At 46.1% G+C, this 24427-nt stretch carries 20 protein-coding genes; 6 read left to right on the forward strand and 14 right to left on the reverse strand.

Translation table 11 applies throughout. The features are described from left to right. Positions 1 to 222 precede the first annotated feature (222 nt). Positions 223 to 2379, reverse strand: a complete 2157-nt coding sequence (locus QUB13_RS15095; protein WP_333382086.1) for a CBS domain-containing protein — start codon at positions 2377 to 2379, stop codon at positions 223 to 225. A gap of 278 nt (positions 2380 to 2657) precedes the next feature. On the opposite strand from QUB13_RS15095, the gene QUB13_RS15100 reads away from it, so the two are divergent. The 3 genes from QUB13_RS15100 (at position 2658) to QUB13_RS15110 (ending at position 6193) form a co-directional block, all read left to right on the forward strand. Then, a complete protein-coding gene (locus tag QUB13_RS15100; RefSeq protein WP_333382088.1) occupies positions 2658 to 5246 on the forward strand; it encodes a PhoD-like phosphatase in 2589 nt (862 codons plus the stop codon). Positions 5247 to 5490: 244 nt separating this feature from the next. Next, a complete protein-coding gene (locus QUB13_RS15105; protein ID WP_333382090.1) occupies positions 5491 to 5766 on the forward strand; it encodes a hypothetical protein in 276 nt (91 codons plus the stop codon). Positions 5767 to 5854: 88 nt separating this feature from the next. Further along, positions 5855 to 6193, forward strand: coding sequence for a DUF6972 family protein (locus tag QUB13_RS15110; RefSeq protein ID WP_333382092.1), 339 nt, complete (start codon positions 5855 to 5857; stop codon positions 6191 to 6193). Positions 6194 to 6387: 194 nt separating this feature from the next. Here QUB13_RS15110 and QUB13_RS15115 read toward each other — a convergent pair whose 3' ends face one another. The 5 genes from QUB13_RS15115 to purQ all read right to left on the reverse strand — a co-directional run bounded on the left by QUB13_RS15115 (position 6388) and on the right by purQ (position 12626). Then, positions 6388 to 6618 (reverse strand): hypothetical protein, encoded by a 231-nt coding sequence (locus QUB13_RS15115; RefSeq protein WP_333382095.1) that lies wholly within the window; start codon positions 6616 to 6618, stop codon positions 6388 to 6390. A gap of 171 nt (positions 6619 to 6789) precedes the next feature. Continuing rightward, positions 6790 to 8622 carry a beta-propeller domain-containing protein gene (locus QUB13_RS15120; protein WP_333382098.1) on the reverse strand — a complete coding sequence of 611 codons (1833 nt, stop codon included), beginning with the start codon at positions 8620 to 8622 and terminating at the stop codon, positions 6790 to 6792. Next, positions 8615 to 10660: an ATP-binding protein gene (locus QUB13_RS15125; protein WP_333382100.1), complete on the reverse strand. Its 2046-nt coding sequence runs from the start codon at positions 10658 to 10660 to the stop codon at positions 8615 to 8617. The genes QUB13_RS15120 and QUB13_RS15125 overlap by 8 nt, the downstream gene beginning before the upstream one ends. A 138-nt stretch (positions 10661 to 10798) precedes the next feature. After that, positions 10799 to 11602 carry a DUF4058 family protein gene (locus QUB13_RS15130; RefSeq protein WP_333382102.1) on the reverse strand — a complete coding sequence of 268 codons (804 nt, stop codon included), beginning with the start codon at positions 11600 to 11602 and terminating at the stop codon, positions 10799 to 10801. A gap of 322 nt (positions 11603 to 11924) precedes the next feature. Beyond that, positions 11925 to 12626, reverse strand: a complete 702-nt coding sequence (gene purQ / locus QUB13_RS15135; RefSeq protein ID WP_333382105.1) for a phosphoribosylformylglycinamidine synthase subunit PurQ — start codon at positions 12624 to 12626, stop codon at positions 11925 to 11927. Positions 12627 to 12632: 6 nt separating this feature from the next. Here purQ and QUB13_RS15140 point away from each other — a divergent pair, with 6 nt between their 5' ends. Beyond that, positions 12633 to 12770: a hypothetical protein gene (locus QUB13_RS15140; protein WP_333382107.1), complete on the forward strand. Its 138-nt coding sequence runs from the start codon at positions 12633 to 12635 to the stop codon at positions 12768 to 12770. 267 nt (positions 12771 to 13037) lie between these two features. On the opposite strand, the gene purS is transcribed toward QUB13_RS15140, so the two are convergent. Then, a complete protein-coding gene (purS, locus tag QUB13_RS15145) occupies positions 13038 to 13322 on the reverse strand; it encodes a phosphoribosylformylglycinamidine synthase subunit PurS (RefSeq protein WP_333382128.1) in 285 nt (94 codons plus the stop codon). 268 nt (positions 13323 to 13590) lie between these two features. Between purS and QUB13_RS15150 the strand changes: the two genes are divergently transcribed. Continuing rightward, entirely contained in the window at positions 13591 to 13983 is a 393-nt protein-coding gene (locus QUB13_RS15150) for a Fur family transcriptional regulator (protein WP_194009360.1), read from the forward strand. A gap of 139 nt (positions 13984 to 14122) precedes the next feature. Here the strand turns inward: QUB13_RS15150 and QUB13_RS15155 are convergent, their stop codons facing one another. Continuing rightward, positions 14123 to 15082, reverse strand: coding sequence for an SPFH domain-containing protein (locus tag QUB13_RS15155; protein ID WP_333382110.1), 960 nt, complete (start codon positions 15080 to 15082; stop codon positions 14123 to 14125). A gap of 329 nt (positions 15083 to 15411) precedes the next feature. Next, positions 15412 to 15843 carry an NfeD family protein gene (locus QUB13_RS15160; protein ID WP_194065929.1) on the reverse strand — a complete coding sequence of 144 codons (432 nt, stop codon included), beginning with the start codon at positions 15841 to 15843 and terminating at the stop codon, positions 15412 to 15414. 341 nt (positions 15844 to 16184) lie between these two features. Between QUB13_RS15160 and QUB13_RS15165 the strand changes: the two genes are divergently transcribed. Then, positions 16185 to 18365 carry a protein phosphatase 2C domain-containing protein gene (locus tag QUB13_RS15165; RefSeq protein ID WP_333382112.1) on the forward strand — a complete coding sequence of 727 codons (2181 nt, stop codon included), beginning with the start codon at positions 16185 to 16187 and terminating at the stop codon, positions 18363 to 18365. Between the two features lie 25 nt (positions 18366 to 18390). Here QUB13_RS15165 and QUB13_RS15170 read toward each other — a convergent pair whose 3' ends face one another. From QUB13_RS15170 to QUB13_RS15190, 5 genes are all read right to left on the reverse strand, one after another. Then, positions 18391 to 19479, reverse strand: coding sequence for an ABC transporter ATP-binding protein (locus QUB13_RS15170; protein ID WP_333382114.1), 1089 nt, complete (start codon positions 19477 to 19479; stop codon positions 18391 to 18393). 234 nt (positions 19480 to 19713) lie between these two features. Continuing rightward, positions 19714 to 20775, reverse strand: coding sequence for an ABC transporter substrate-binding protein (locus QUB13_RS15175; protein ID WP_333382117.1), 1062 nt, complete (start codon positions 20773 to 20775; stop codon positions 19714 to 19716). A gap of 431 nt (positions 20776 to 21206) precedes the next feature. Beyond that, entirely contained in the window at positions 21207 to 22061 is an 855-nt protein-coding gene (locus QUB13_RS15180) for an ABC transporter permease (RefSeq protein WP_333382119.1), read from the reverse strand. A gap of 419 nt (positions 22062 to 22480) precedes the next feature. Next, on the reverse strand, positions 22481 to 23353 hold the full coding sequence (locus QUB13_RS15185) for an ABC transporter permease (protein ID WP_333382121.1): 873 nt from the start codon (positions 23351 to 23353) through the stop codon (positions 22481 to 22483). Between the two features lie 155 nt (positions 23354 to 23508). Beyond that, positions 23509 to 24252, reverse strand: coding sequence for an OmpA family protein (locus QUB13_RS15190; RefSeq protein ID WP_333382123.1), 744 nt, complete (start codon positions 24250 to 24252; stop codon positions 23509 to 23511). Positions 24253 to 24427: the final 175 nt, after the last annotated feature.

Here is a 24427-nt window from a genome sequence, read left to right on the forward strand (position 1 = left end):
ATTGTGAATTTTTAGGATTTAGCACAACGGGCTGGGGGACTGGGAGATTTGGGCGAGATTGGGAGATTTGGCAGATTTGGGAGATTTGGCAGATTGCTGGAGAGTGGGAGATGAGGAAAATCTTCCTTCTTCCTCCAAAATCAGACTAATGACTGATGACTAATGACTAAAAACTGCCAACAAACAACTGCCAACTAACCACTGCCAACAAACAACTAACAACTAATGAGTGCTGGCGATCGGAATTTCGATCGCAAATTCAGTACCGAGTCCGGCTTCGGAAACGCATTCAAGCCGCCCTCGGTGCTTTTCTACAACTAAGTGGTAAGAAATAGACAGCCCCAAACCCGTACCCTTACCGACTGGTTTGGTAGTAAAAAATGGGTCAAATAATTGGCTGCGAATGTCATCCGGTATGCCCCGCCCGTTGTCAGAAATCCGGATCGTTACAGAATCGCCAACAACTTCAGTGCGAATGGTAATAGCGGGAATAGTCAATGGAGAACTAGGAATTGACGGTGGTGGATTTTCCCCGTTTCTCTTCGCCCACTCCCCGTTATAGATTTCTTCATCTAAGGCATCAATCGCATTACCGAGAATATTCATAAAGACTTGATTTATTTGACTGCCACAGCACTCGACGCGGGGCAAATCGCCGTATTCCTTAATAATGTGAATTCCTGGATGTCTGCCTTGAGCTTTGAGTCGGTGCTGCAAAATCAACAAAGTGCTGTCGAGTCCTTCGTGAATGTCAACGGGTTTGACGTTAGATTGATCCGATCGCGAAAAATTACGCATGGACAAAACTATTTGGCGGATCCGTTCGGTTCCTACTTGCATTGAAGACAGCATCTTAGATAAGTCTTCCACCAAAAAATCGATTTCCATCTCTGCTGCTGCTTCCCGAATTTCCGAGACTGGTTCGGGATAGTGTTTCTGGTAAAGATCCAAGAGCTTGAGCAATTCTTTGATGTAATGATTGGTGTGGGAAAGATTGCCGTAGATAAAATTCACGGGATTGTTAATTTCGTGGGCGATACCGGCAATCATTTGTCCCAAAGAAGACATTTTTTCGGTTTGGACTAATTGACTTTGAGTTTGCTGCAATTTCCGCACTGTTTCTTCTAATTGCTGTGCTTGATTTTTCAAGCAAGTTTGCTTTGTCCGCAGCACTTTTTCGACTCGCTGGCGCTTAATAATATCTCGTCTCAATAATTCGTTTGATTCTAAAAGTTGGGCCGTGCGTTCTTCAACTTGTTTCTTTAAGTCGTCGTGGGCTTGGCGCAGGGCTTCTTGGGCGCGCTGCTTCTCTAAAATTTCTTGCTGCAAAAGTTGGTTTGTTTTCTGCAATTGGGCGGCTCGATCGTCTACTGCTTGCTGCAAAAGCTCGATCGTCCCGTACATTTCAGATTGGTTAAAAACTTGCGGCAAACTTGTGAGAGAGATGACGCCCAAAAGTTCTCTCTGACTGCCAACTACTACCAAACGGCGGACTCCGTGTCGCTGCATTTCTTGGTGGGCCCGGAAGAGGGAATCGACAGGAGATATACAAAATAAAGGTGCACTCATCACCTCAGCGGCGGAAATTTGGGAGAGGTTTAATTCGAGGGCGTGAAACTGCACGATGTCGCGTTCGGTGACAATGCCGACGGGAATAAGGTAATTTTCTATTGGTACGATCGCCCGCTGTGGATGCTGAATTGGTTTTTCGACAATGACGATACAACTAACTCGATGTTTGACCATTAGCACGGCTAAATCGAGGGCTGAGGCAGTTTCTGGGGCACAAATGACTTCCTTAGTCATTACATCTTCTGCACTGCGTAAATTCGTGAGTAAGTTGACCGGTTGCAGGGCTTCGTGAATGGCTTCGCGGGTGATGATGCCCACGAGTCGATCGCCGTCATCCACTACGGGTAAGTGCCGGATTTGGTACTGGCGCAAGGTGAACATAGCTGTGAAGATGTCTTGAGACTCGGATTGTTTGAGGGTAATTGGCGATCGAGTCATGACATCAGCAATTGTCAGTTTGATGGCGCAAGCTTCGACGGTTGTTAGCTTGACGATATCCCTTTCTGTAAAAATGCCGATCGGGCGATCGTCCTCCACAACTATGACGCAACTGCGCTTTGCCGCGCCCGGAAGAGCTTTTTGTTTTTCGCTACAAAGCTGACACGAGACGCGCATCGGGTTCATGAGAGCTAACACTTGGGCGATCGGGGTTTCTGGAGCCACTGTGAGGGGGTGGCGGTCGATCGCCCGATCTAAAGGTGAGAAGTAGAGCGGTGGGCTGTTGCGCTCTACAGGGGATTCTGATGGTTTAATTACTTGTTGCGGGACTGAATCTAGGAAATGCTGTAAATGTTCTTCTTGTAGCATGGTGATTATTAATTTTTCTTAATGACTTGTTACAATTTTGCGCGCGCGGGTTGCCAGAATTAGCATTAATTAAGCGGTTTACCCGACCGATAAACAGATACAACCCTCCCCCTGGCTGTGGTGGAAAGCCCCCAATTTTCGACTGATGTTCGGACTCTTTCGATCGATCTGTGAAGTAAAGGGAAAATGGAAAATTGAAAACTGACTCACAGACGATCGATCACCTCAAATCTGATTGCTAGAAAACCTCTGATTAAATTTTTATTTGTTTAAACCCTATGTCGTGGACACCATTAAATCATCGAATTCATCACTTACCGCTCATCCTTGCCGGCCCGATTTTGCGCCGGACTGAAACAGGGGCGGTGACAGTTTGGCTGGCTCTGAAAGCACCCCGCGAAGTCGAACTCAAGGTTTATTCGACTGAAGGCGGCACCGGCGAAATTCTTGGTGCACCGTTGCTCCAAGGTACGAACACTACCGTGGCGATCGGGAAATACCTGCACGTAGTGGCCGTGACGGCTAAATCGATCGACAGCAAAGTCTTGACATACGGAAAAATTTATGCTTATGACATAGAGTTTGCTGCGAGTCCTGATGCGCCCTCGGAGGTTGCACTTCCAGACAAAGAGAAAGAAAATCTCCTTTCTTGCTTGTGGCCTGCATCCCCTAATTTGTCAGTTTCCTCGCCGGAGACGATCGGTTATTTCCCTCACGGGTTGCCGACTTTTGCCCTGCCACCGCAGGATTTAAACTATTTGCGTATTGTTCACGGTTCTTGTCGCAAGCCCCAGGGAGACGGCAGAGATGCGCTGCCAATCTTGGATAATTCGATCGCACAGTTTGCAGGAATGGCAAATTTCCGTCCCCACCAACTGTTTTTAACAGGCGACCAAATTTACGGGGATGACGTTGCAGATCCGATGCTGTGGGCTTTGACTGATGCTGGCGATACACTTTTGGGCTGGGAAGAGAATCTGCCCCTGATGAATGATGCCCAAATTAAAAAGAATTTGAATTTGTGTATCAGTATACCTAAAAATTCAGAAAACGAAAATGTAGTTGGCCAAAAAAGAGAAATTTTTAGAGAGTCGCCTATTCGGAAACAATCTAAGGCTGAGTCTGACTACAAAAAGCCAATTGAGTTAAAGCCGGGAACTCGCAGCGATATTGCTAGAGATTTTGGTGGATTTACGGCGATGTTGGTGAATAAACCGGATAAGGCGAAAAGTCATTTATTCGGTTTGGGGGAATATTGCGCTATGTATTTGTTAGTTTGGTCGCCTGTACTTTGGTGCGATAATTTTCCGAAGGGTAAGGATATTTGTAAAGATTCTAAGCTGGCAAAAGTTTGGGATAGAGAAGTTTCTGAACTTGGGGGTTTTGCGGGAAATTTGTGGAGGGTGAGGCGGGCGATGGCTAATATTCCGACTTATATGATTTGTGACGATCATGATGTTAGTGATGATTGTTATTTGAATCGGGAGTGGTGTTACCGGGTGCTGGGTAAGCCGCTTGGCCGCCGGGTGGTGCAGAATGCTTTTCTGGCCTATGCTGTGTTTCAGGCTTGGGGAAATACGCCCGCACAGTTCGATCGCGAAAATGTCGGAGATAAGTTATTAAAGGCTGCCCAAAAGTGGTCGAATTCGGCGGGGACTGATGTTGCTGTTTGGGAAGAGGCGGCTTCGTATTTGGGGATTCCGGCGGTTGATATTGAGACTGGTTTGCCGAAGTTAAAGTTAGATGATGATGTTTTGATTTTGGATCGCGATTGTGACGGTGTAAGTGAGGTTTTGAGTTGGCATTTTACTGTGAGAAGTTTTAAGCATGAGGTGATTGTGCTGGATACGCGGACTTGGCGGGGGTATCCGGTGGAAAGTGCGATCGATCCGCCGATGCTTTTGACTCACAAGGGTTTTGAGGAGCAAATTCAGCAGCCTTTGCGGGAGACTGATTTGTTGAATAAAACTGGGGAATTTGCGATCGAGGCGACGCTGGTAGTTTTACCGACTAATTTGGTGGGTTTGTGGATTATTGATGCGGTGCAAAAGTTAGATTTGAAACAGGGAAAGGTTTTTAATAGTGATGCGGGGGATGCTTGGAATTTTCATGAATTGGCTTTTATGAAGCTGTTGTCGGAGTTTTTTAAGCAGCGCGATCGGGTGGTTGTTTTGACGGGGGATATTCACTATGCTGCTGCTGTGCGGCTGAGTTATTGGTCTGACAAGCATTTTGGCATTTCTCGCCCGGATGTTGAGTGTTTGCCACCTGGATCTGAGTTGGATATAAAATCTCAAATCGCCGGTAGAAAATATTCTGTATTGGCGCAGTTAACGGCTAGTGCTTTGATTAATGAAGAGTGGAAAACTCATGTGATTCATACTAAGGTTAAGTCGCTATTGCCAGAGCGATCGCACGAATGTTTGGGATGGAACGAGCCGCTGGAGTTGGTGAAAATTTCGAGAAGTAGCAGAAAGAAAGCTTTGGCTGCCGCTGTGAGGAATAGGCAATCTTTTCCTGATTGGGGCTATCGAATTGACTGGATGAAACGACAAAAAGCTAGGGTGTTTTTGCATTATGAAAATGGTGAGTTGTCAACTAGAACGCACACAAATAAACAATTGTCGTGGCTGCATAGGTTGTGGAATTTTATAGCGCTGTTGTGGCGCAATCGCTGGCTGCAAGAGGGTGATGAGATTGTGGGATATAGTAATATTGCGATCGTCAGTTTTCAGTGGCCGGCTGAGGGTGATGGGGAGAAAGCGGTGATGCAGAATGTTTATTGGCGGCCTCTTTGGGAGCCTGGTAGTGTGGTTTACAGTCAGTATTTTGTGCCGCTGGGATTGGATGAGCCAAGGGTTGATTGATCGGGTGTTCTGCATTTAAATTTAACTTTTTGGGCGTTCCTCAGAGCAACGGCACAAGGGTTGAAGAGTCGATCGCCGATTTCCCAAAAAGTCGTGAAGCGTAGCTATCCCGTAGGGAATCGCCGATTTCCCAAAAAGTCGATCGCCCTGCCCATTCTCCCGCAGTTGGGTAAATTTGACAAAATTTGATATTTTTGCTATAATTTCCTGAAATTAATCACAATTAAAGCTCAACTATAAATGTATGGAAGCTGTAATTGAAAGCATTGTAAGTAAGCTGCGTTATTTAGGTAAACCGCAGCTAGAAGTTGTTCTTAATTTTGTTGATTTTCTAACTTGGAAGTCAGGGCCCGGTCTGTTATCAAGAGTAAGTGATTCTGAGGCAGAAATTAGCGATCGCGAGTTTGAAATACTTTTAGATGAATTGGCTGATTATTTTATTAAAAACAGGGGAGTAAATGTCCCTACGCTATCGGATTTTGCGGTGAGTCGTGCTGGTATCTACGAGTATCGTCCATAGCAATGTTGTGTCTTGTGGATACGAATATTTTACTGCGGTTTGCCGATCGCTCTCATTTTTTATATCATGTAATGTTAGTAATTAATTGATGAGTGGAATTAATCGCCAAATCACTCTTGACAGCAGGCACATTGCTAAACACTTGCCAGACACGGCACAAATGAGAAGACTGCTGAATAAAGGACGTGCTGCTCATGTTTTTAACAATGAGGCTACTATGAATCAAGTAGCTCAAGCTATAATAGAAGATGGAGTATTTACAGGTATAATTCGCGGCTACGATCGTTATGGTATGTTTTTTGTTGAATCTATTGGTTATAGAGTTGACCCGGATGGTAGCCATCTTTCACTTTATTATGGAGAGATAAAAATCGATGCTGAAAACCGATACCACGTTACCCCTCGAAGCCGATTTAGTCAGGAATAATTGGGAGTTTACAGAGGTATGGATCGATCCAAATCTTTCGCCTCCTTATCTGCTTTTGTTACTCAGTGATGCTGAGGGAAATTGTCGGATATACGATCCGGCTGAGGGTTATAAAGTTGTGTTTTCTAGTCAGAGTTATGATGAGGCACAGTATTGGCTTTTGGAGGATGAGTATGAACCTATGGAAGGGCGGCTCAGAGTGTCAGAGTTAGCTTGAATAATTGATGGTGAAAGTCGATCGCACATCCACAAAAAACCCGATCGCCCATCCACCAAAAAATTCGATCGCCCATCCACAAAAAACCCGATCGCCCATCCACCAAAAAATTCGATCGCCCGATCAACAAAAAACCCGATCGCCCATCCACAAAAAACCCGGCGGTTGAAACCCAAAAACCCCGGCGGTTGAAACCGCGGCTACACAAACAAAACCCGACGAAAGCGGGTTGAAGATTTCACCCGATGATTTTCAATCTCCAAATACCCTCTTCGTCCGCGTAGGCGGACATCGTTTGTGTAGACGCGGTTTCCAACCGCCGGGATTTCAACCGCCGAGGATTTCAAATTAGATCGCCCGAATCGACCCAAAAATCCGATTATCGCCCGCCGCTAACTCCCTCCAATCGCAGGAAATGCACCCGGTTTGATCGATCGCCCGCTACAACTGTCACTCCATCAGGGGCGATCGCACAGCCAGCAAACGCATAATCTCCGTTGAAACTAGCAACCTCTTTGCCACTAAGCAAATCCCAGATTTTCAGGGTGCGATCGTGTGAAGCGGAAATCGCTGTTTTACCGTCTGGTGCGATCGCCACTGCTGTTACCCCGAAACTATGACCCGTGAGAGTTTTCAGTTCCCTGCCTGTCTCGGTGTCCCAGATTTTCAGAGTTTCATATGAAGACGAAATCGCGGTTTTGCCGTCTGGTGCGATCGCCACTGCTTTTACCTCGGAACTATGACCAGTGAGAGTTTTCATTTCTCTGCCTGTCTCGGTGTCCCAGATTTTCAGGGTAAAATCCCTTGAAGCGGAAATCGCTGTTTTACCGTCTGGTGCGATCGCCACTGCTGTTACCTCAGACCTAGGACGCATGAGAGTTTTTTTCAGTTCCCGCCCTGTCTCGGTGTCCCAGATTTTCAGGGTAAAATCCCTTGAAGCGGAAATCGCTGTTTTAGCGTCTGGTGCGATTGCCACTGCTGTTACCTCAGACCTATGACCCATGAGGGTTTTCAGTTCCCGCCCTGTCTCGGTGTCCCAGATTTTCAGGGTATTATCCTCCGAAGCGGAAATCGCTGTTTTACCGTCTGGTGCGATCGCCACTGCATATATCCAGTTACTATGACCCGTGAGAGTTTTCAGTTCCCGCCCTGTCTCGGTGTCCCAGATTTTCAGGGTTTTATCCCCCGAAGCGGAAATCGCAGTTTTGCCGTCTGGTGCGATCGCTACTGCTGTTACCTCAGACCTATGACCCGTGAGAGTTTTCAGTTCTCTGCCTGTCTCGGTGTCCCAGATTTTCAGGGTTTTATCCCCCGAAGCGGAAATCGCTGTTTTACCGTCTGGTGCGATCGCCACTGCATTTACATAGGAACTATGACCCGTGAGAGTTTTCAGTTTCCTGCCTGTCTCGGTGTCCCAGATTTTCAGGGTTTTATCCCATGAAGCGGAAATCGCGGTTTTACCGTCGGGTGCGATCGCCACTGCATTTACCCCCTCACTATGACCCGTGAGAGTTTTCAGTTCCCGGCCTGTCTCGGTGTCCCAGATTTTCAGGGTAAAATCCCTTGAAGCGGAAATCGCTGTTTTACCGTCGGGTGCGATCGCCACTGCTTTTACCTCGGAACTATGACCCGTGAGAGTTTTCAGTTCAGAGCCTGTCTCGGTGTCCCAGATTTTCAGGGTAAAATCCCTTGAAGCGGAAATCGCTGTTTTACCGTCTGGTGCGATCGCCACTGCTGTTACCCCGGAACTATGACCGACAAGCGTCTGCAGCGCACCTTCCCCAGGCCGCTCTAAATTAGCCTTCAAAGGCCGCAGCCAAGGACTATCTTTCGATTGCTTTGCCTGTTCCAACATCGCCTGAATTTGGGGTATTTCAAAATCCAGCAACCTTCCCCACAAATGCTCTACGAGTTGTGTTTTATCCTTCTCCAAAACGTGCGCCGACTTGCGAATAGCCCCTTGAATCAACTTCAGCGTTCCCGCTTGCCCCTCCGACAGCAAAACATCAGAAACTCTCGCCAAATCGTAATCCTCAATTAACGCTTGAACCCCCACCGCATCCAACTTCGCCTCAATAAAATCAAAATCCGTCAACAACTGATGCAGCCGTTCCCCTTGAACACTCTCCGCCAAATGCCCCGGCAGAGTTTCCAAAGCATAAAGCCGCTTTTTCGGCGACAATTTCCCCAACCGTTCTTTAAACTTACTCATCGCCGTACAAATCCTGCCACAAATTATCAGAAATCGCCGTTTCAATATCCCGCAGCGACACCCCAGCTTTCTGCACAACATCTATACGATGCAGAAATCTTTGGAAACTCGCGTGATAAATACTGTAATCGGGAGGACTATCACCGCTGCGCCGCAGAAACTGTTCCCAATCATCGAGAACTTCCTGCACATCCAAAGCATCTTCCTCAGCAAAATCCGCCAAAATATCGCAGGAAACAGGCTTGCGAGTTTTCGTCAACAAATAAATCACCTTCAACTTCCGGCGGCGCAATTCCCTATCTCTAACCGCCATTTCCATCCGCGCCCAATGCTTCTCATAATATCCTTCCAACTCCCTCGGCAAATCTTGCAAATTCACATCGCTGTACTTGCCGCTATCGATATCATTCAGCACATAGCGCAGGTACATAAAATTATTCTGACTTTTTTCCGCCACCGCCGCCACAAACTGCGATAGCTGCAAATTTTGACGGTTAATCCAACTCTGAATTGACGTGCTGTTGCTGGTGCGTTTGTCAATATAAAGCTTGACATCCGCCAAACTTTCTGCACTGTACTGCATCAAATCAAAAACCTGATGATTTGGCAAAGGCAGAGTTTTCGGCTGCTTGGAAACAATAAAATAAACATTATCCGGCAAAGCATCTGGCAAATAGAGGACATTACTGCCACGCCCATGATCGCTCCGATCGACTTCATCGAGGGCATCCACAACAAAAACTAACTTTTTTCCGCCCAATTTAGGACTGACTTCCCCCAACAATCGACTGAGAAAATTGCCATCTCTGGTCGCATTTTCCGGCAATTTTGGGTAATCCAGTTTAAAGGCTTGAATTAACTGAGTGCAGGCATTTTCCAGAAATTGCTTTGCCTTAACCGTGCCTTGAGATTGCGAGTTAAAATGGACAACACAGCGCCGCTGCATCAGCAGCACTAACTTTGCCATAATTGAAGTTTTCCCCACACCAGGATCGGCTTCTAAAACAAAATATCCTTTTGGCTTTTTCTGCAAAAATTCAATTATTGCTTCAAACACAAATCGGCGGCCGGTAAAGTCTTGAGTCCGATCTGCAATAATCGTTTCGCACTCGTAGGGAAGCGGCAATCGGGGCGCGGAAGTATCAACAAATCGTTCCAGTAAATTCGGAACTTGCGCCAAATCGGATCGGATGCCAATTTCTATGGCTTCCAATTTCACCATCACTTGACAAATCTGCTGCCCAGTTGCCACGGCCTCCAACTTTTGCAGAATTTCCCCATTTTGCAGCCCTAAATCTTTGAGTTCCGCCAAAGCAATTTGGTGCAGATTCAACAGCATCGCCGCAAACTTTTCTCCTCCCTCCGCCGCATCCAGTTTCAGCACTTCGCGGTACGCTTTCGGGAAAGTTGCGTACAGTTTTTCCGCGACAAATTCCACAATTTCCGCATCGAAGGATTTGCCCTCGCTGGTGGCGAATTCGTTGACGAAACTTGCCCAATCTGCCGTTGTCAATCCGGTAACTCGATCGAACTCTTCGGCATCCGCAGAAAAAATCTTGGTTAACTGGTCTTCGGAAATATTTAAACCCCTTGACAAGTCGGCTGTATTCGTGTTAATATCCAGCCAGTATTCAGGAGTTTTCTCGGCTAATTGACTGAGAGCTGTTTCTGGATAAGGCAATTTTTTGGTTTCGGCGATCGCAATTAGGCGATCGGACTTCGCAACCTCTCTCAAAATATAGCCGATCGCCTCACCCGCCGCCTTAATCAAATCGTGATTATCGAGAATCCTCGGATTTTTGCTCAACCCTTCCGTCATCCGATTTGCCAGTTCATCAGCGGCCATAGTCTCAGCCATACTACCAGCAATCGCTGCTAAGATAGAAACTCCCCCAAGTGCGATCGGGCCGCCCATCATACCCGCTGCTGCTTGAGTTGCCGGATTGGCGATCGCATTTGAAATAAGTTGCCCGACAGCCATCACCGCACTGCATCCAATTACCCTAGTTTTAAAATTAGCTAAGTTCATTCGCGACATAAAATAAATATTCTTCTTTTAAATACTTGGTAGTAATTATATCTTGCCGGCTGCCGTTTAGTCCGTCGCTGGGAGATTTTCTAGTTGATTTAGAGATTGTCGATCGCGACGCACCCTACGATATAAAGTAAAATATAATTAATTATCTCGAAGTTCTTTTTCTTGCAAAATTTGGGTAGCCCAAACCCGATCTTCTTCCGATAGAGACGGTACGGGTTCTCGATCGTAATCGATCCGATAATCATAGCCAGCGCGATCGTAAATACCTCCAAATATTTCTGGTAAATTAACAATAGGTTCTACATCTTCCTCGCGCAAGGGAAGCGGAAATATAGGTAGAGAATCGCGGAGATTAAAAGCATAAAGTTCGGCAAACGGACGGCGATTACTGGGACTGACCAAAACCCGATAATCGCTTTGAATAGAATTATTAAGAATGGGCATAGATTCCCATTTTCGTAGTAAATCGATTTCGACTAAATTGGTTAAACTACCTAAAATACTCTGGCGTTTTTTGAGATAAGTAATTCTTCCTTCTCCACTACGTTTGTTCACAGGAGAAAGAATTTCAATTGCGGTGACAACTTGTTTCGTTGCCATTTCTCGCACTTCCAAGTAAGTCTGTTTAATTTTTTCAGGAGCAGGCACTTTGACGGTAGTCGGAAGTGTTATATTTAAAGTGGCAACTGAACCTGTAGGAATATTCGGGTTATTAGATTGACGCTTAATCGCGATATCGGGGATACCTACTAAAAGGGAGTCGCTGTTACTGTCATTTGGATCGGTAATTTCATAGATGCGTTTGTCGATTGCAACCTCATATTTAGGGCGAATTTGAGGCATGATGGTATCAGCGATCGCGATAATCAATCGATTGTGAGTTTCCTGCCAGAAATCGGGGTGTTCTAAGTAGGGGTCCATTCCAGGAAAGGGTGAAGGCATAGGACTGTTTTCCGATGTATTGACTTTCAACTCATTTTAGCATTTTAAATTTTGTAGGTGCGTCGGTTTACAGCGAGGCAGAGCCTCTGGATATGGGTTCCCAGGCTCCAGCCTGGGAACCAGTTAACCAGTTAAACCAGTTAACAGCGAGGCAGAGCCTCTGGATATGGGTTCCCAGGCTCCAGCCAGGGAACCAGTTAAGGCTGGAGCCTGGGAACCAGTTAAAACAGCGAGGCAGAGCCTCTGGATATGGGTTCCCAGGCTCCAGCCAGGGAACCAGTTAACAGCCTGTTCATAAAATTATAGACACCCCAAATATCAACTACAAAATTGCAGCCACAGTTGCCATCAGCAACCCTTGAAACAATTTGATTCCATCAGTTTCGCCCAACATCGGATCGGATGCCCTCTCAGGATGCGGCATCATTCCTAACACATTGCCAGCCCGATTGCAAATGCCGGCAATATTATTTAACGAACCGTTTGGATTCCCAGCATCGTTAATTTTGCCCGCCTCTGTGCAGTAGCGAAATAACACTTGATCGTGTTCTTCTAACTCTGCTAATGTATGCGGATCAGCATAATAATTTCCTTCGCCGTGGGCGATCGGCAAATCGATGATTTCACCCGTAGTATAAGCCGCAGTCCAACGAGTATTACCGCGCTCGACTTTCAAAGAAGCGCGATCGCAAATAAAATGCAATCCCGCATTCCGTACCAGAGCACCGGGCAATAAACCAGCTTCAGTCAACACCTGAAAACCGTTGCAAATGCCCAATACAAGCTTTCCTTGTTTCGCGTGTTCCGCAGTAGCTCGCATCGCCGGAGAAAAACGGGCGATCGCGCCACACCGCAAATAATCTCCGTAACTGAAACCGCCGGGAATTACAATGATGTCAATATCCGAAATATCGGTATCTTCGTGCCAAATCATCCGCGTCGGTTGGTGCAGCAACCCTTGAGTTACCCACACCACATCGCGATCGCAATTTGAACCGGGAAAAACAATAACTCCAAATTTCATAAGCAGATGTTGAAGGAAGAAGGAAGATGGAAGATGGAAGATGGAAGATGGAAGATGGAAGATGGAAGATGGAAGAAGTCAGTAGTCAGTAGGGGCGGTGCCCCCGTGCCCGCCCTCTTAGTATCATTAGTCATTAGTCAGTAGTCATTAGTCATGTTTTGCTGTCCCGTTCGAGCTTTCCGTCCAACGTCATCAGGAAGAGGGAAGAGGTGTTAACTTAAGACTGAAATCTTAGGTTTCTCTTGCTTGTATCAAAGTCTAGATTCCCCTAAATCCCCCTTAGATCGGACACTTTGAGTGTTCGGAGTTTTCGTGTTTTTAACAAAGACTTTGAGAACCCTCTTATCCCCCCTTACTAAGGGGGGTTAGGGGGGATCTCCGGGTTTAAAAACACGGTAGGGACGATCGCATTTATGCCGCCACTGTCTCCACAGCAACAGGAATTGCAGTCAAATCAAAGCGATAATTCTCAATAACTGGATTTGCCAAAAGTTGGTCGCAAACGCGATCGAGTTGTTCGCGGGCCTCCGATTCGCCCGCAGCAGTCAGCGTCAATTCAACGTACTTTCCGATGCGGACGCCCTCAACATTGTCGTATCCCATGTGTTGCAAACCGGACTGTACGGCAGTGCCGGCCGGGTCTAAAACCGAAGGGCGGAGGGTAACATAGATTTGGGCAAGATATTTCTGAGTCACGGGAATGTTGCGGTGGGTGATGTGCAAGTTAGCGCCATTGTATTCTACAACCAGGTTGCGCGCGATCGACCTTGGAACTCCAATAAACTGCTACCACCCCCGGAAAATCGTCGTGGAGTACCCAAAATTTTAGACTGCTGTTGGTGTTCCCAGATTAATCTGCAGCAAGTAAATCTAAAATCTACAATCTAAAACCAACTGACTCTCCCGAGTAAGATAGCCTAGAAGCAGGGACAAATGTGATTCCAGCAGATTACACAAAAAAATTATGAGAACCAACCGCACCCGCAGTCAGGAGCGTATTTTAAACTTGCTCAAAGTCATGAATCGATCGCTCTCAGCGCAAGATATCTACTTAGAACTGCGTAACAGCGACCAAAGCATGGGCTTAGCAACCGTTTACCGCTCCCTCGACGGTTTAAAGCGAGAGGGGTTCGTTCACGTCAGAACCCTTGCTAGCGGCGAATCTCTCTACGGTGCCGCCCATCAAGACCAACATCACCTCACTTGTCTCGAATGCGGCGCATCCATCACGATCGATGAGTGCCCCGTCCATCACTTAGAAAGCCAATTACAACAATCTCATTCTTTCAAAATTTATTATCACACATTGGAATTTTTCGGATTGTGCGATCGGTGTACTTTGGCTCAAGAATCTTAAATTTGGTAATAGGTAATAGGTAATGGGGCATTGGGCATTGGGCATTGGGCATTGGGCATTGGCACTCACAAATAACAAATAACCAACAGTCAACAGTTAACAGTCAACAGTCAACTGCCAACTGCCAACTGCCAACTGGCTAATCAGCCTTATTACCTTCCCCAACGATCGATCGCAATCCTTCCATCGTAGCGGGGATGCTGCGCGGGTCCATAAACATCACCTTGCTGCTGTCGCTGCTGCCAATTTTTAAGCCCATATCCAGATAGTTTTGAGCTAACAAAAACTGTAAAGCTTCCCGCGCGCTGGGGTCATTTTGCAGGGTTTTGCCGATAATTTGCAAAGCCTCAGAAGTAGCTTGTGCTTTCAAAACCTGACTTTGGCGTTCTGCTTGGGCTTTCAGGACGATCGCCTTTTGTTGAGCTTCCGCCTCCAAAATAGTAGCTTTTTGGCGCGCTTCTGCATCCAAAACCTGCGCTTCCGCCTTACCTTTGGCGCTGTTAACTGCTGACTCGCGTTCGCCCTCGGATGTCAAAATCGACGCCCGTTTCCGGCGATCGGCTGCCATCTGCAATTCCATCGATTCCTGTACAGTTTTAGAAGGGATAATATCGCGCAATTCTACCCGCGTTACTTTCACTCCCCAAGGATCGGTAACAATATCTAAATCTTTGAGCAAGATTTCATTAATTTGAGAACGAGCCGTAAAAGTTTGTTCGAGATCCAGTTGACCCATTTCCGCGCGAATTTGAGTCAGCACCATATTTACCATTGCTGACTGAAGATTTTCAACTTTGTAACAGGCTTTGTCCAAGTCTACAATTCGCCAGTAAACCACAGCATCAACCGTGATCGAAACGTTGTCGCGGGTAATACAAGCTTGCGGGGGAACATCTAAGACTTTTTCCCGAATAGTTTGCTCGTAAACTACGCGATCGAAAAACGGTGTCACAAAATTCAAACCAGGTTCGAGTTTCTTGCCATTATATTTACCTAAAGTCTCTACTAATGCTTGATTTCCCTGATTGATAATCTTCACGGAACCTGCGAGGGCTGAACCGCCTAATGCTAAAAACACGAGTAAAAATAATTGTTCCACAGTTGCCTCCTATCAATTTTGAATGTTGAATGTTGACTGTTGAATGTTGAATGTTGACTGTTGACTGTTGACTGTTGACTGTTAACTGTTAACTGTTAACTGTTAACTGTTGTTCACTAATAACTAATGACTAATGACTAATGACTACTGACTACTGACTACTGACTACTGACTACTGACTACTGACTAATGACTACTGACTACTGACTACTGACTACTGACTAATAACTAATGACTAATGACTAATGACTACTGACTACTGACTACTGACTACTGACTACTGACTACTGACTACTGACTAATGACTACTGACTAATTACGCATTTGGTTTAAGAATGCAATAAGTTTTCTGGTAAAACTATCAAAGTAGTGCCTTTTCGTCCCACAACAATGACGTTTTGGTTGGGAGGGATGGTGGCCTTGGTGTCTTCGCAACGAGCTTGCCAAGAATTCCCCTCATAAATCACCCGTCCAGCTTCGCCGGGGGGAATTTCTGTTAAAGTTTTAGCTTCGTGAGAATCTGCGATCGCCCTTACCTTGCCTTTTGGTATCAAGCGCCGGGACACCAGCACAAAAACTGTCGAAAATACCATCCACAGGAATATCTGTAAATTAACATAAGGTAAAACTAGAGAGCATCCAGCTACAGCGAAGGCGCTCAGCCCCATCATAAAAGCCACAAAAGCAGTCGGGAGAAATAACTCTGCCAAACAGAGCAAAGTCCCAGCTAGCAGCCAAAGAAGCGTGGGAGTCAAGATCATAAAAGAATTGGTGATACTATGAAATATCTTAGATTGGAAATTTGAGATTTTAAAAGTGCCAACAACAGACTCTGCAAGGGTTTGCGAATTGCTGGCCCGATCGCGGTATCGGGTTGAGGCTGCTCCGACCCCCCGTCAGGGTTCGCTCGTACTCAAAGTTAAAGTTTTAGTAACTTAGATTACAATTCTAGCCGGTCTCCATTGACAGCAACTACAATTTTTAGGGCCCCAAAGGCAGTTAAAAAATTGATAGGGGCTAAAATCAGTTTATTCTTAAGCTCGTGAAGTTGGGCTGGCGAATCATAATATCTTCAGAATGTTTTTACACTAACTATATCGATATGATCAGTAGTTTCTCAGAACCCATTTATTGCCCGAATCTGAGCTGTCCCGAACCCCGCAATACCTTTGGCCGCCAGCACTGTGCAGCTTGCGAAACCACTTTAATTTATCGGTATTTGTGGGCGGTGGGCCCAGCAGCCGAGGAAGTGCCGGCGGGTAAGGTAATAGCCGATCGATATTTTGTCATTGCACCCCAACTCTGGCTAGAAAGCCGTCCATCTATTCCTCCTAGCGTCCCCGAACAACTGCCCGATAGCATCGCGCCATACCTGCATTTGTATCCCCAACGGCTGCATACGCCGGAAGTATACGGTTTTTGTTCCGTGGGGGAAGCACCCGAAGCCACTGAGGTGCTGTTGCTGGAAAATGTGCCAGTTAATAATTTTGGTAGCCTGCATCCTTCTATTTTAGAAGCTTGGGCTCACACCGGTGCGGCGCGCCAAGTTTACTGGCTGTGGCAAATGCTTCAACTGTGGACACCGCTTTCGGAACAAGGAGTGGCTGCGAGTTTGCTGGTACCGGAAAATTTGCGGGTGGAAGGTTGGCGGGTACGCCTGCTGCAACTGCACCCTGGGAATTTTGTACCGACGGTTAAGGATTTGGGAGATGTTTGGTCTGGTTTGGTGGAATCGGCCGCGCCAGAGGTGCAGTCGAGACTCGGAGAGATTTGTCTGTTTATGCGCCGCAGCAGCATGAATTTAGAGGCGATCGCCCTAGAACTCAACGATTTATTATTAGAACAAGCGGCTTTATTGCCCCTGCACTTAGAAGTAGTAGGCATGACTGATACCGGGCCGCAGCGCGCCAAAAATGAAGACAGTTGCTATCCCGTTGCTGCGGATTTACAATTTAGCAAAAATTCAGATGGCGACAAACTAATTCCTTACTTAACAATGGTTTGCGATGGGGTTGGAGGCCACGAAGGAGGAGAAGTTGCCAGTCAATTAGCGGTGCAGTCCCTGAAAGCTTTAGTTCAAAATTTGCTCGCAGAAATCGCTGAACAAGAAGAGTTGATGACGCCAGAAATGGTAATTAAACAACTCGAAGAAATAGTCAGAGTTGTGAACAATGTTATTTCCAATCAAAATAACGAGCAGGGAAAAGAGTTGCGGCAGCGGATGGGCACGACTTTGGTGATGGCCCTCCAGTTGCCTCAAAAAATTAAAGTTTCCGATGATTTACCGTACAATAACAGTCACGAACTTTATTTGATTAATGTTGGAGACAGCCGCGCTTATTGGATTGGCAAAAATTACTGTCAGCGGCTGACTGTGGACGATGACGTAGCGTCAAGGGAAGTCAAGCTAGGACACAGTTTATACTGGGAGACTCAATTGCGATCGGATGCAGGAGCCCTGACTCAAGCTTTGGGCACGCGAGACGGCGATTTCCTGCGCCCGACGATTCAGCGATTTATTCTCGAAGAGGAAGGCTTACTGCTGCTGTGTTCCGACGGTTTGGCCGACAACGACTGGGTAGAGCAATCTTGGGAGAATTACGGCCCTCCGGTGCTAGAGGGCCAAATGTCTTTGGAAACTGCTGTTCAGTCTTGGATTAGCCTCGCCAACGAGAAAAACGGTTACGATAACACCTCTGTCGTGGCGACTTACTGTCGGACGTCGCCGGAGAAATTGGTACTGTTTCCTCCCGCCTCAGCGCCAGTATCAGCGCCAACAGCGCCGGTGTCAGCATCGTCGGTGTCCCTGCCGATGTCAGAAGGGTCGGCATCTCTCCAAAAGACGGGGAGGATTCCAGAATCTCAGCTTTCAGAATCTTCTAAACAGTTGCTGTACCCGGAAACTGCTCCCGCCCCGGAACGAGTACAAAAAACGCAGTCCAAGCGTTGGCTGCCGCTGCTGGGGCTGTTGGGGCTGATGTTAGCCTTTGCAGGTTTAGGTTTGTGGGTACGCAGCCTCCAAAGCCCTCAGCCAGAGCCCGAACAACTTCCGCCACCGCCGGAAACTTCCGCCCCGAGTCCTGCTGAAAGTCCCTCGCCCGGTACTGAGAGTCCCGCGCCCGGTGCTGAAAGTCCCTCGCCGTCCCCAGAATCAACTCCTGGCGAAATTCCCGCGCCGCCGCCAGAATCAACTCCTGACGAAATTCCCTCGCCGTCGCCAGAATCAACTCCTGGCGAAATTCCCGCGCCGGAAGCGGAAACTCCTTCGCCTTCACCGCAATAAAGGGGATTTCAATCAGCGGGACTTTTTAAAGAATGCAGATACTTTCCGGCGGCACGGCAACTCGAACTCGATCGCCAATTTGGTGCCGCTGTAAGTCATCTCGGTGCAAGTTTTGTCGGCGAAGGGCGATCGAGCTTTTAGCGGTCAGGCGCACCCTATAGCGCGTATCAGTGCCAATATAAATCGCCTCTTCTACTGTTCCCGGCCAGCTATTTTCAGCATCATAATTAGCCGGATAAATAGCAGCTTTTTCCGGCCGCAACACCAAGGTAACAGTTTTGCCAGCCGGCAAATCTTCTGCAGTCGCAACTAACACGGGCAACTGCTGGTCAACCAACACGACTACTTGACCCTGTTGCCTTTCTACTACTCGCCCGGTCAAAAAATTGCTGTCGCCAATAAAATCAGCAACAAACCGCGTTTTCGGATATTCATAAATATCAACAGGTGTCCCGACTTGTTGCAGTTTTCCTCCTTCCATCACTGCAATTCTGTCCGACATTGTGAGCGCTTCTTCTTGGTCGTGAGTTACATAAATAAATGTAATTCCCAATTTTCGCTGCATTTTTTTTAATTCTAATTGCATCTCTTTACGCAATTTTAAATCCAGCGCTCCCAGGGGTTCATCTAACAGCAAAACAGAAGGCTCTTTGACCAACGCCCTCGCCAGCGCTACTCGCTGCTGCTGTCCCCCTGACAGTTGGCGGGGATAGCGTTTTTCTACATCTGTCAACTGTACTAATGCTAAGGCTGCCGCCACGCGATCGCGAATTTTTGGCTGAGGCAAATTCTCCATTTCCAACCCAAATGCAGCATTTTGTGCTACTGTCATGTGCGGAAATAAAGCATAATTTTGAAATACCGTATTCACTGGGCGGTGAAATGGCGGGCGATTTTGCATCGGTTGGCCGTGAATGTAAATTTCGCCTGCTGTGGGAGTTTCAAAACCTGCGATCGTTCGCAAAGTTGTAGTTTTGCCGCAGCCGGAAGGGCCGAGCAAAGAAAAGAATTCGCGATCGAAAATTTGCAGGTTGATGTTATCTACAGCTAAGAAATCTTGACTGCGGACACTTTTAAATATTTTGGAAATGTTGACAAGTTCGACTGCGTGCATTGCGATCTATCCTGGTAGGGTGTAATCCGCACTAACTAATCTTGTATGGTGCGGATTTCGCACCGATCGATCGGCGTTTCAATTTCAATTTAGGCTCTAAAACTTAATAACTTAAGCACCTCCTACACTCCTCTCTCCTGTAAGTTGCGAGAAAGAAGGAGGCAGAGCCTCCGGATCTGCATTACCAGGCAGAGCCTGGTAACGAGCAAAACCAGTCCGCCACCTGTTTGATATCTACTTTCCCGATCCTGCTTTAACTTCCGTCCAAGCTCGATCGTACAATGCAGTTGTTTTCCCGACATCCTGCAAAAACTTCATTTTAGCAAGCACCTCAGCCGGCGGATAAATTTGAGGATCTTTTAAATCTTTAGGATCGATTAAACCTCGATCGAGGGCTGCTTTATTCGGCGAACCAAAGTGGGTAAAATTAGAAATTTTTGCTCCTATCTCTGGTTCCAAAGTGAAGTTGATAAATTTCTCGGCTAACTCTTTGTTGGCTGCACCTTTGGGAATTGCCATATTGTCAGAAAACACAATGCTTCCTTCTTTGGGAATAGCGTAACGGAGATTTGGGTTCTCTTTCATCACCTGAAAAATATCGCCGCTCCATTCCATTGTCAGATTTACTTCTCCTTGATCCAGCAGAGCTTGACCCGTGTCTGGGACAAAAGCTGCAATAATATTTTTACTTTTAATCAGCAAATCGCGGGCTTTGTTAATCTCTTCGGGATTTGTGGTGTTTGGGTCAAATCCTAAATACATTAAAACTCCTGCAAAAGTGTATCTGGCATCATCTTGCCATGCGACTTTTCCGGTATATTTGGGGTCGAACATCGCCGCCCAACTGTTGATATCGCCCTTGGTGGCTTTCAAGTTGTAGCCAATTCCCATTGTTCCCCACTGGTAGGGTAGAGAATACTTATTTTGGGGATCGAAAGATTGATTAATAAACTTAGCATCAAGGTGGATTTTGTTGGGGATGTTCTGCAAATTTAGCGGCTCAATCATATTCTCCGCTGCCATGACTTTTACCATGTAATCGGCGGGGAATATTAAGTCGTAACCGGGGTTTCCCTGTTTTAGTTTGGCGTATAGTGCGTCGCTGTTCTCGAAAGTGTCGTATTGAATTTTAACATTGTTCTCTTTCTCGAATTGGGCGATCGCTTCTGGGGCGATATAACTTGCATAATTGTAAATGTTGAGGACTTGCTGTTGGTTGCCACCTGTGGGGCTGCAGCCGAAAGCTACCGTTGCACTCATCACAAACAAAAGTAGAAAATTCAGCAGGCGTTTCATAAGAAGAACTCGGCAAGTGGGAAACTCAGCGACTTCAGTCCTGAGAGGAAAACGGCTCGGCGATTTCAATCGCCTTGAATCCCCTTTCGGGGCTCAGAGAGGGAATTTAATTAACCTCTCCGATGAGGTATGGTTGCCTCAATCTCCCTTGCGGGGTAATGTTCGCTTGTCGGTCAAGGTTATAAAGGCTTGTTAGGCTAGCAGCACTGTCGAGAGTGACTTTAAGACTGTTTAACAACTAGCGACAGAGCAGAAAACTAGCGTCGCATTCAAGGAGTGTCGTGACCTAAATAACGTAGTCAGTTAAGACTTAGGCTGGTCAGAATAGCTTGCCAGACAAGTGTCTTACAAGCTCAGTGTCTTTAGACCTGAGTTCCTGACAGGTTTGGTGAGTTATATCGAACAATAATTATGACACAAAAAACATTTATTTAACTTTTTTGAACTTTGAGCGACGATACAACCAGCAACAAGGAAGCCAGCAACATCAAAGTTGAAATAGCATTAATCGCTGGCGTTACTGCAAATTTTATCATGCCGTAAACAAATAGCGGCAGAGTCATCGAACCCACGCCAGTGGTGAAGAATGTCACGACAAAATCATCTAGGGACAAAGTAAAAGCTAGCAATGCTGCGCTAAAAATAGCGGGCCAAATCAGCGGAAAAGTGATGCGCCAAAAAGTCCGCCATTCGTTAGCGCCCAAGTCAAAAGCTGCTTGTTCTAATTGAGGATCGAGTTCCGCCAAACGCGCCCTGACAGTAATCGTCACAAATGAAATATTAAAGACAACGTGACCGATAATTACTGTAGGTAAGCCGAGATTGAGGCGAATTCCGGTGAGATTTTCTACGATCCGAAATGCGAGGGTAAAGAAAACTAGCAGCGAAATGCCGATCGTAATTTCGGGCATAATAATCGGCAAAAACAGTAAAACTTCTACCGCTTTCCGTCCCGGAAAATGAAAGCGTTCCAACGCTAGCGCCAGCATTGTACCGAAAATTGTCGCTACCACAGTGGAAATAGCTGCAATAAGCAAGCTGTTGTTGAGTGCGGGCAAAATTCCGCTGCTGCTGCTAGCAATCGTCGCACCTGTATTGCTAAATAAGCTGCGATACCAATCGAGGGTAAAACCGCGCCAAACGGCATTGAATCTGGAGGTGTTGAAGGAGTAAATAATTAAGATGAGAATTGGCAAGTAAAGAAAGGCAAATGCTAGTGTAGCTTGTACCCACAGCCATTTTTTCCCAGTCGCCCGCACGAGCAAATCTAGTTTAGTTTTAGTCATTAGTTAGTGGTTAGTAGTTAGTGGTTAGTGGTTAGTTGTTATTTATTGGTTGGTTGTTATTTGTTATTTGTTATTTGTTAGTTGGTAGGGGCGGTGGATGGTGCGTGCCCGCCCTCTTAGTTGTCAACAGTCAACAGTCAACAGTCAACAGCCAACAGTCAACAGTCAACAGTTAACAGTCAACAGTTAACAGTCATTGGTAATTCGGAATTAAAACCAACAAATAACAATCAACTACCAAAAACCATCGCCTCAAATAAATAATCTCATAAACCCGCCCTCACCTAACTGTAAATCTCAATTTATAGCGGTTCTCAAGCTTAGTGAAGTATGCCCAATGCCCAATGCCCAATGCCCTATATCTTATGCCCAATGCCCACTTCTAGCACCTCATGTTACGCTCGAAAAGCTATACCTCTTTAAGTTTCATCAGAGACGCGGAAGTAAACCAAAACAGGAATCAATATGATTACTGTTAATAACATAGAAAGGGCGGAACCAAAGGGCCAATCGCGGGCTTTCATAAACTGATTTTGAATCAAGTTTCCCACCATTACTGTTTTAGATCCGCCCAATATATCGGGAGTAATAAAAGCGCCAACTGAGGGGACAAACACTAAGATCGAACCTGCAACTATTCCGCGAGTTGTTAATGGGAAAAATACGCGCCAGAATGTTCTAATATCATTTGCTCCTAAATCTTGAGCGGCTTCTACTAATGAAAAGTTGAAGCGTTCTATGCTAGAATATAAAGGTAGAACCATGAAAGGTAAATAGCCGTAAATCAGACCGATCGCCACAGCGAAAGGTGTAAAAAGCAAGTTTAACGGTTCGCTAATAATTTGCAGGCTTTGCAGGGCTGTGTTAACTACTCCTTCGCTACGCAGCAAAATTATCCAGGCGTAGGTTCTTACCAAAAAGTTAGTCCAAAATGGAATGATTACTAGCAAAAGCAAGGCATTTCGCCAGCGGGGAGGACGGGTGGCGATGAAAAATGCTAGGGGATAGCCAACTAAAAGGCAAGCAATGGTTGTTAAAAAAGCTAAAAAGAGCGATCGCCCAATTACTCCTAAAAAAAGTCCGCTGAACAAACGCTGGTAATTGTTGAGAGTAAATATCGCAGTAACGCCGCCGTATGTACCGCGTTCTAAGAAACTGTACAAAAGTACAATTAGCACCGGCAAAATGAAGAAAACGAGCAGCCATGCAGTGGCGGGGAATAATAGCAGTAACAGGCTATACAATTTTCGATTTTCGATTTTCGATTTTCGATTGGTAAGGAGCGATTTCATAAGGGTTTGTGGCTACCCGCGCGTGTTCTGGCTAATAATGATCCAACACATTTTATATCAAATCAGGCTTAAATACTTTCTTGATTTCTCAGTCTGCGGAGGCAAATGAGAGTTGTGCGGTAGCGGTTTCAGCGGTAAATTGCGATCGGGAATTTTCATTTTTTACCTTCGGAGGATGGTAATTGGCGGTTTAAGTCAACATTCAAGTTTTCGCGGCGGAATTGGAAGCGGAAGACGACTTTGCGATCGCCCGCTGCATTTTGATTCGGATTCGCATCTAATTCTCCCCGCCCAGAAACTAATACTTTCTGCTGCAATTGGGCTTTTTTAGGAAAACTTACCTCCTCGGAAAACATATAATTAGAAACAGCTAAAGCCCTTCGCAAACTCAGTTCCAGATTTTTTGGTTCTGCACCGGCAGAACTGGTATGTCCTTCAATGACAACACGAGAAATTTGTTTTTCAAACTGTTGGTTAGCAAAAAGCACTTGGCTGTAAATGGGAATGAAGGCTTGCAAAAACTTTTTTCCTTCTGCTTTGAGCACAGAACTGTTATTATCAAACAAAATGCGATCGCGAATGCTGACATCTCCGGTTCCTGGGTCAACCGTAAAAATATCTTTGTTTCCAACTTTCCCCTCTAAAGCATTGACAATAATCTGCGGTAATCCTTTAAATGCGTTTTGATATTGCTGCAATTCCTGCCGCAGTTTTTCCACCTGCAGAATTTTTTCATCGAGCATTTTCACCTTTTCGCTGAGTTGAATTTGCACGGTGATGAACAGGAGGGCGAACAACATCAGCAAGCCGGACATTAAATCGCCGATGGACAGCAGGACGCTGGAATCTTCCTCTTCATCTATTGCCGGTACGTTGTCTAAATCTGATAAATCTTTCATTTTTGCACTGTGCCTGATTTGTTAATTTGGATCGAAAACTTAATAACTTAAACACATCCTACAGTCCTCTCTCCTGTAAGTTGCCAGAAGGAGGCAGAGCCTAGGCTGTGTACTTTGTGGTATTTTTGAGAACAAAAGTTCATACAGTTTTAGTGTCCCAACTAATCCGAAAACA

Origin of the sequence: Microcoleus sp. B4-D4, from assembly GCF_036705185.1 — a bacterium.
Lineage (GTDB): Bacteria > Cyanobacteriota > Cyanobacteriia > Cyanobacteriales > Microcoleaceae > Microcoleus.

Coding starts and splice junctions, on each gene's coding strand:
- QUB13_RS15095 (WP_333382086.1), bottom strand. CDS start 2,379: ATGCTACAAGAAGAACATTTACAGCATTTCCTAGATTCAGTCCCGCAA.
- QUB13_RS15100 (WP_333382088.1), top strand. CDS start 2,658: ATGTCGTGGACACCATTAAATCATCGAATTCATCACTTACCGCTCATC.
- QUB13_RS15105 (WP_333382090.1), top strand. CDS start 5,491: ATGGAAGCTGTAATTGAAAGCATTGTAAGTAAGCTGCGTTATTTAGGT.
- QUB13_RS15110 (WP_333382092.1), top strand. CDS start 5,855: ATGAGTGGAATTAATCGCCAAATCACTCTTGACAGCAGGCACATTGCT.
- QUB13_RS15120 (WP_333382098.1), bottom strand. CDS start 8,622: ATGAGTAAGTTTAAAGAACGGTTGGGGAAATTGTCGCCGAAAAAGCGG.
- QUB13_RS15125 (WP_333382100.1), bottom strand. CDS start 10,660: ATGTCGCGAATGAACTTAGCTAATTTTAAAACTAGGGTAATTGGATGC.
- QUB13_RS15130 (WP_333382102.1), bottom strand. CDS start 11,602: ATGCCTTCACCCTTTCCTGGAATGGACCCCTACTTAGAACACCCCGAT.
- purQ (WP_333382105.1), bottom strand. CDS start 12,626: ATGAAATTTGGAGTTATTGTTTTTCCCGGTTCAAATTGCGATCGCGAT.
- QUB13_RS15140 (WP_333382107.1), top strand. CDS start 12,633: ATGTTGAAGGAAGAAGGAAGATGGAAGATGGAAGATGGAAGATGGAAG.
- QUB13_RS15150 (WP_194009360.1), top strand. CDS start 13,591: ATGAGAACCAACCGCACCCGCAGTCAGGAGCGTATTTTAAACTTGCTC.
- QUB13_RS15160 (WP_194065929.1), bottom strand. CDS start 15,843: ATGATCTTGACTCCCACGCTTCTTTGGCTGCTAGCTGGGACTTTGCTC.
- QUB13_RS15165 (WP_333382112.1), top strand. CDS start 16,185: ATGATCAGTAGTTTCTCAGAACCCATTTATTGCCCGAATCTGAGCTGT.
- QUB13_RS15170 (WP_333382114.1), bottom strand. CDS start 19,479: ATGCACGCAGTCGAACTTGTCAACATTTCCAAAATATTTAAAAGTGTC.
- QUB13_RS15175 (WP_333382117.1), bottom strand. CDS start 20,775: ATGAAACGCCTGCTGAATTTTCTACTTTTGTTTGTGATGAGTGCAACG.
- QUB13_RS15180 (WP_333382119.1), bottom strand. CDS start 22,061: ATGACTAAAACTAAACTAGATTTGCTCGTGCGGGCGACTGGGAAAAAA.
- QUB13_RS15185 (WP_333382121.1), bottom strand. CDS start 23,353: ATGAAATCGCTCCTTACCAATCGAAAATCGAAAATCGAAAATCGAAAA.
- QUB13_RS15190 (WP_333382123.1), bottom strand. CDS start 24,252: ATGAAAGATTTATCAGATTTAGACAACGTACCGGCAATAGATGAAGAG.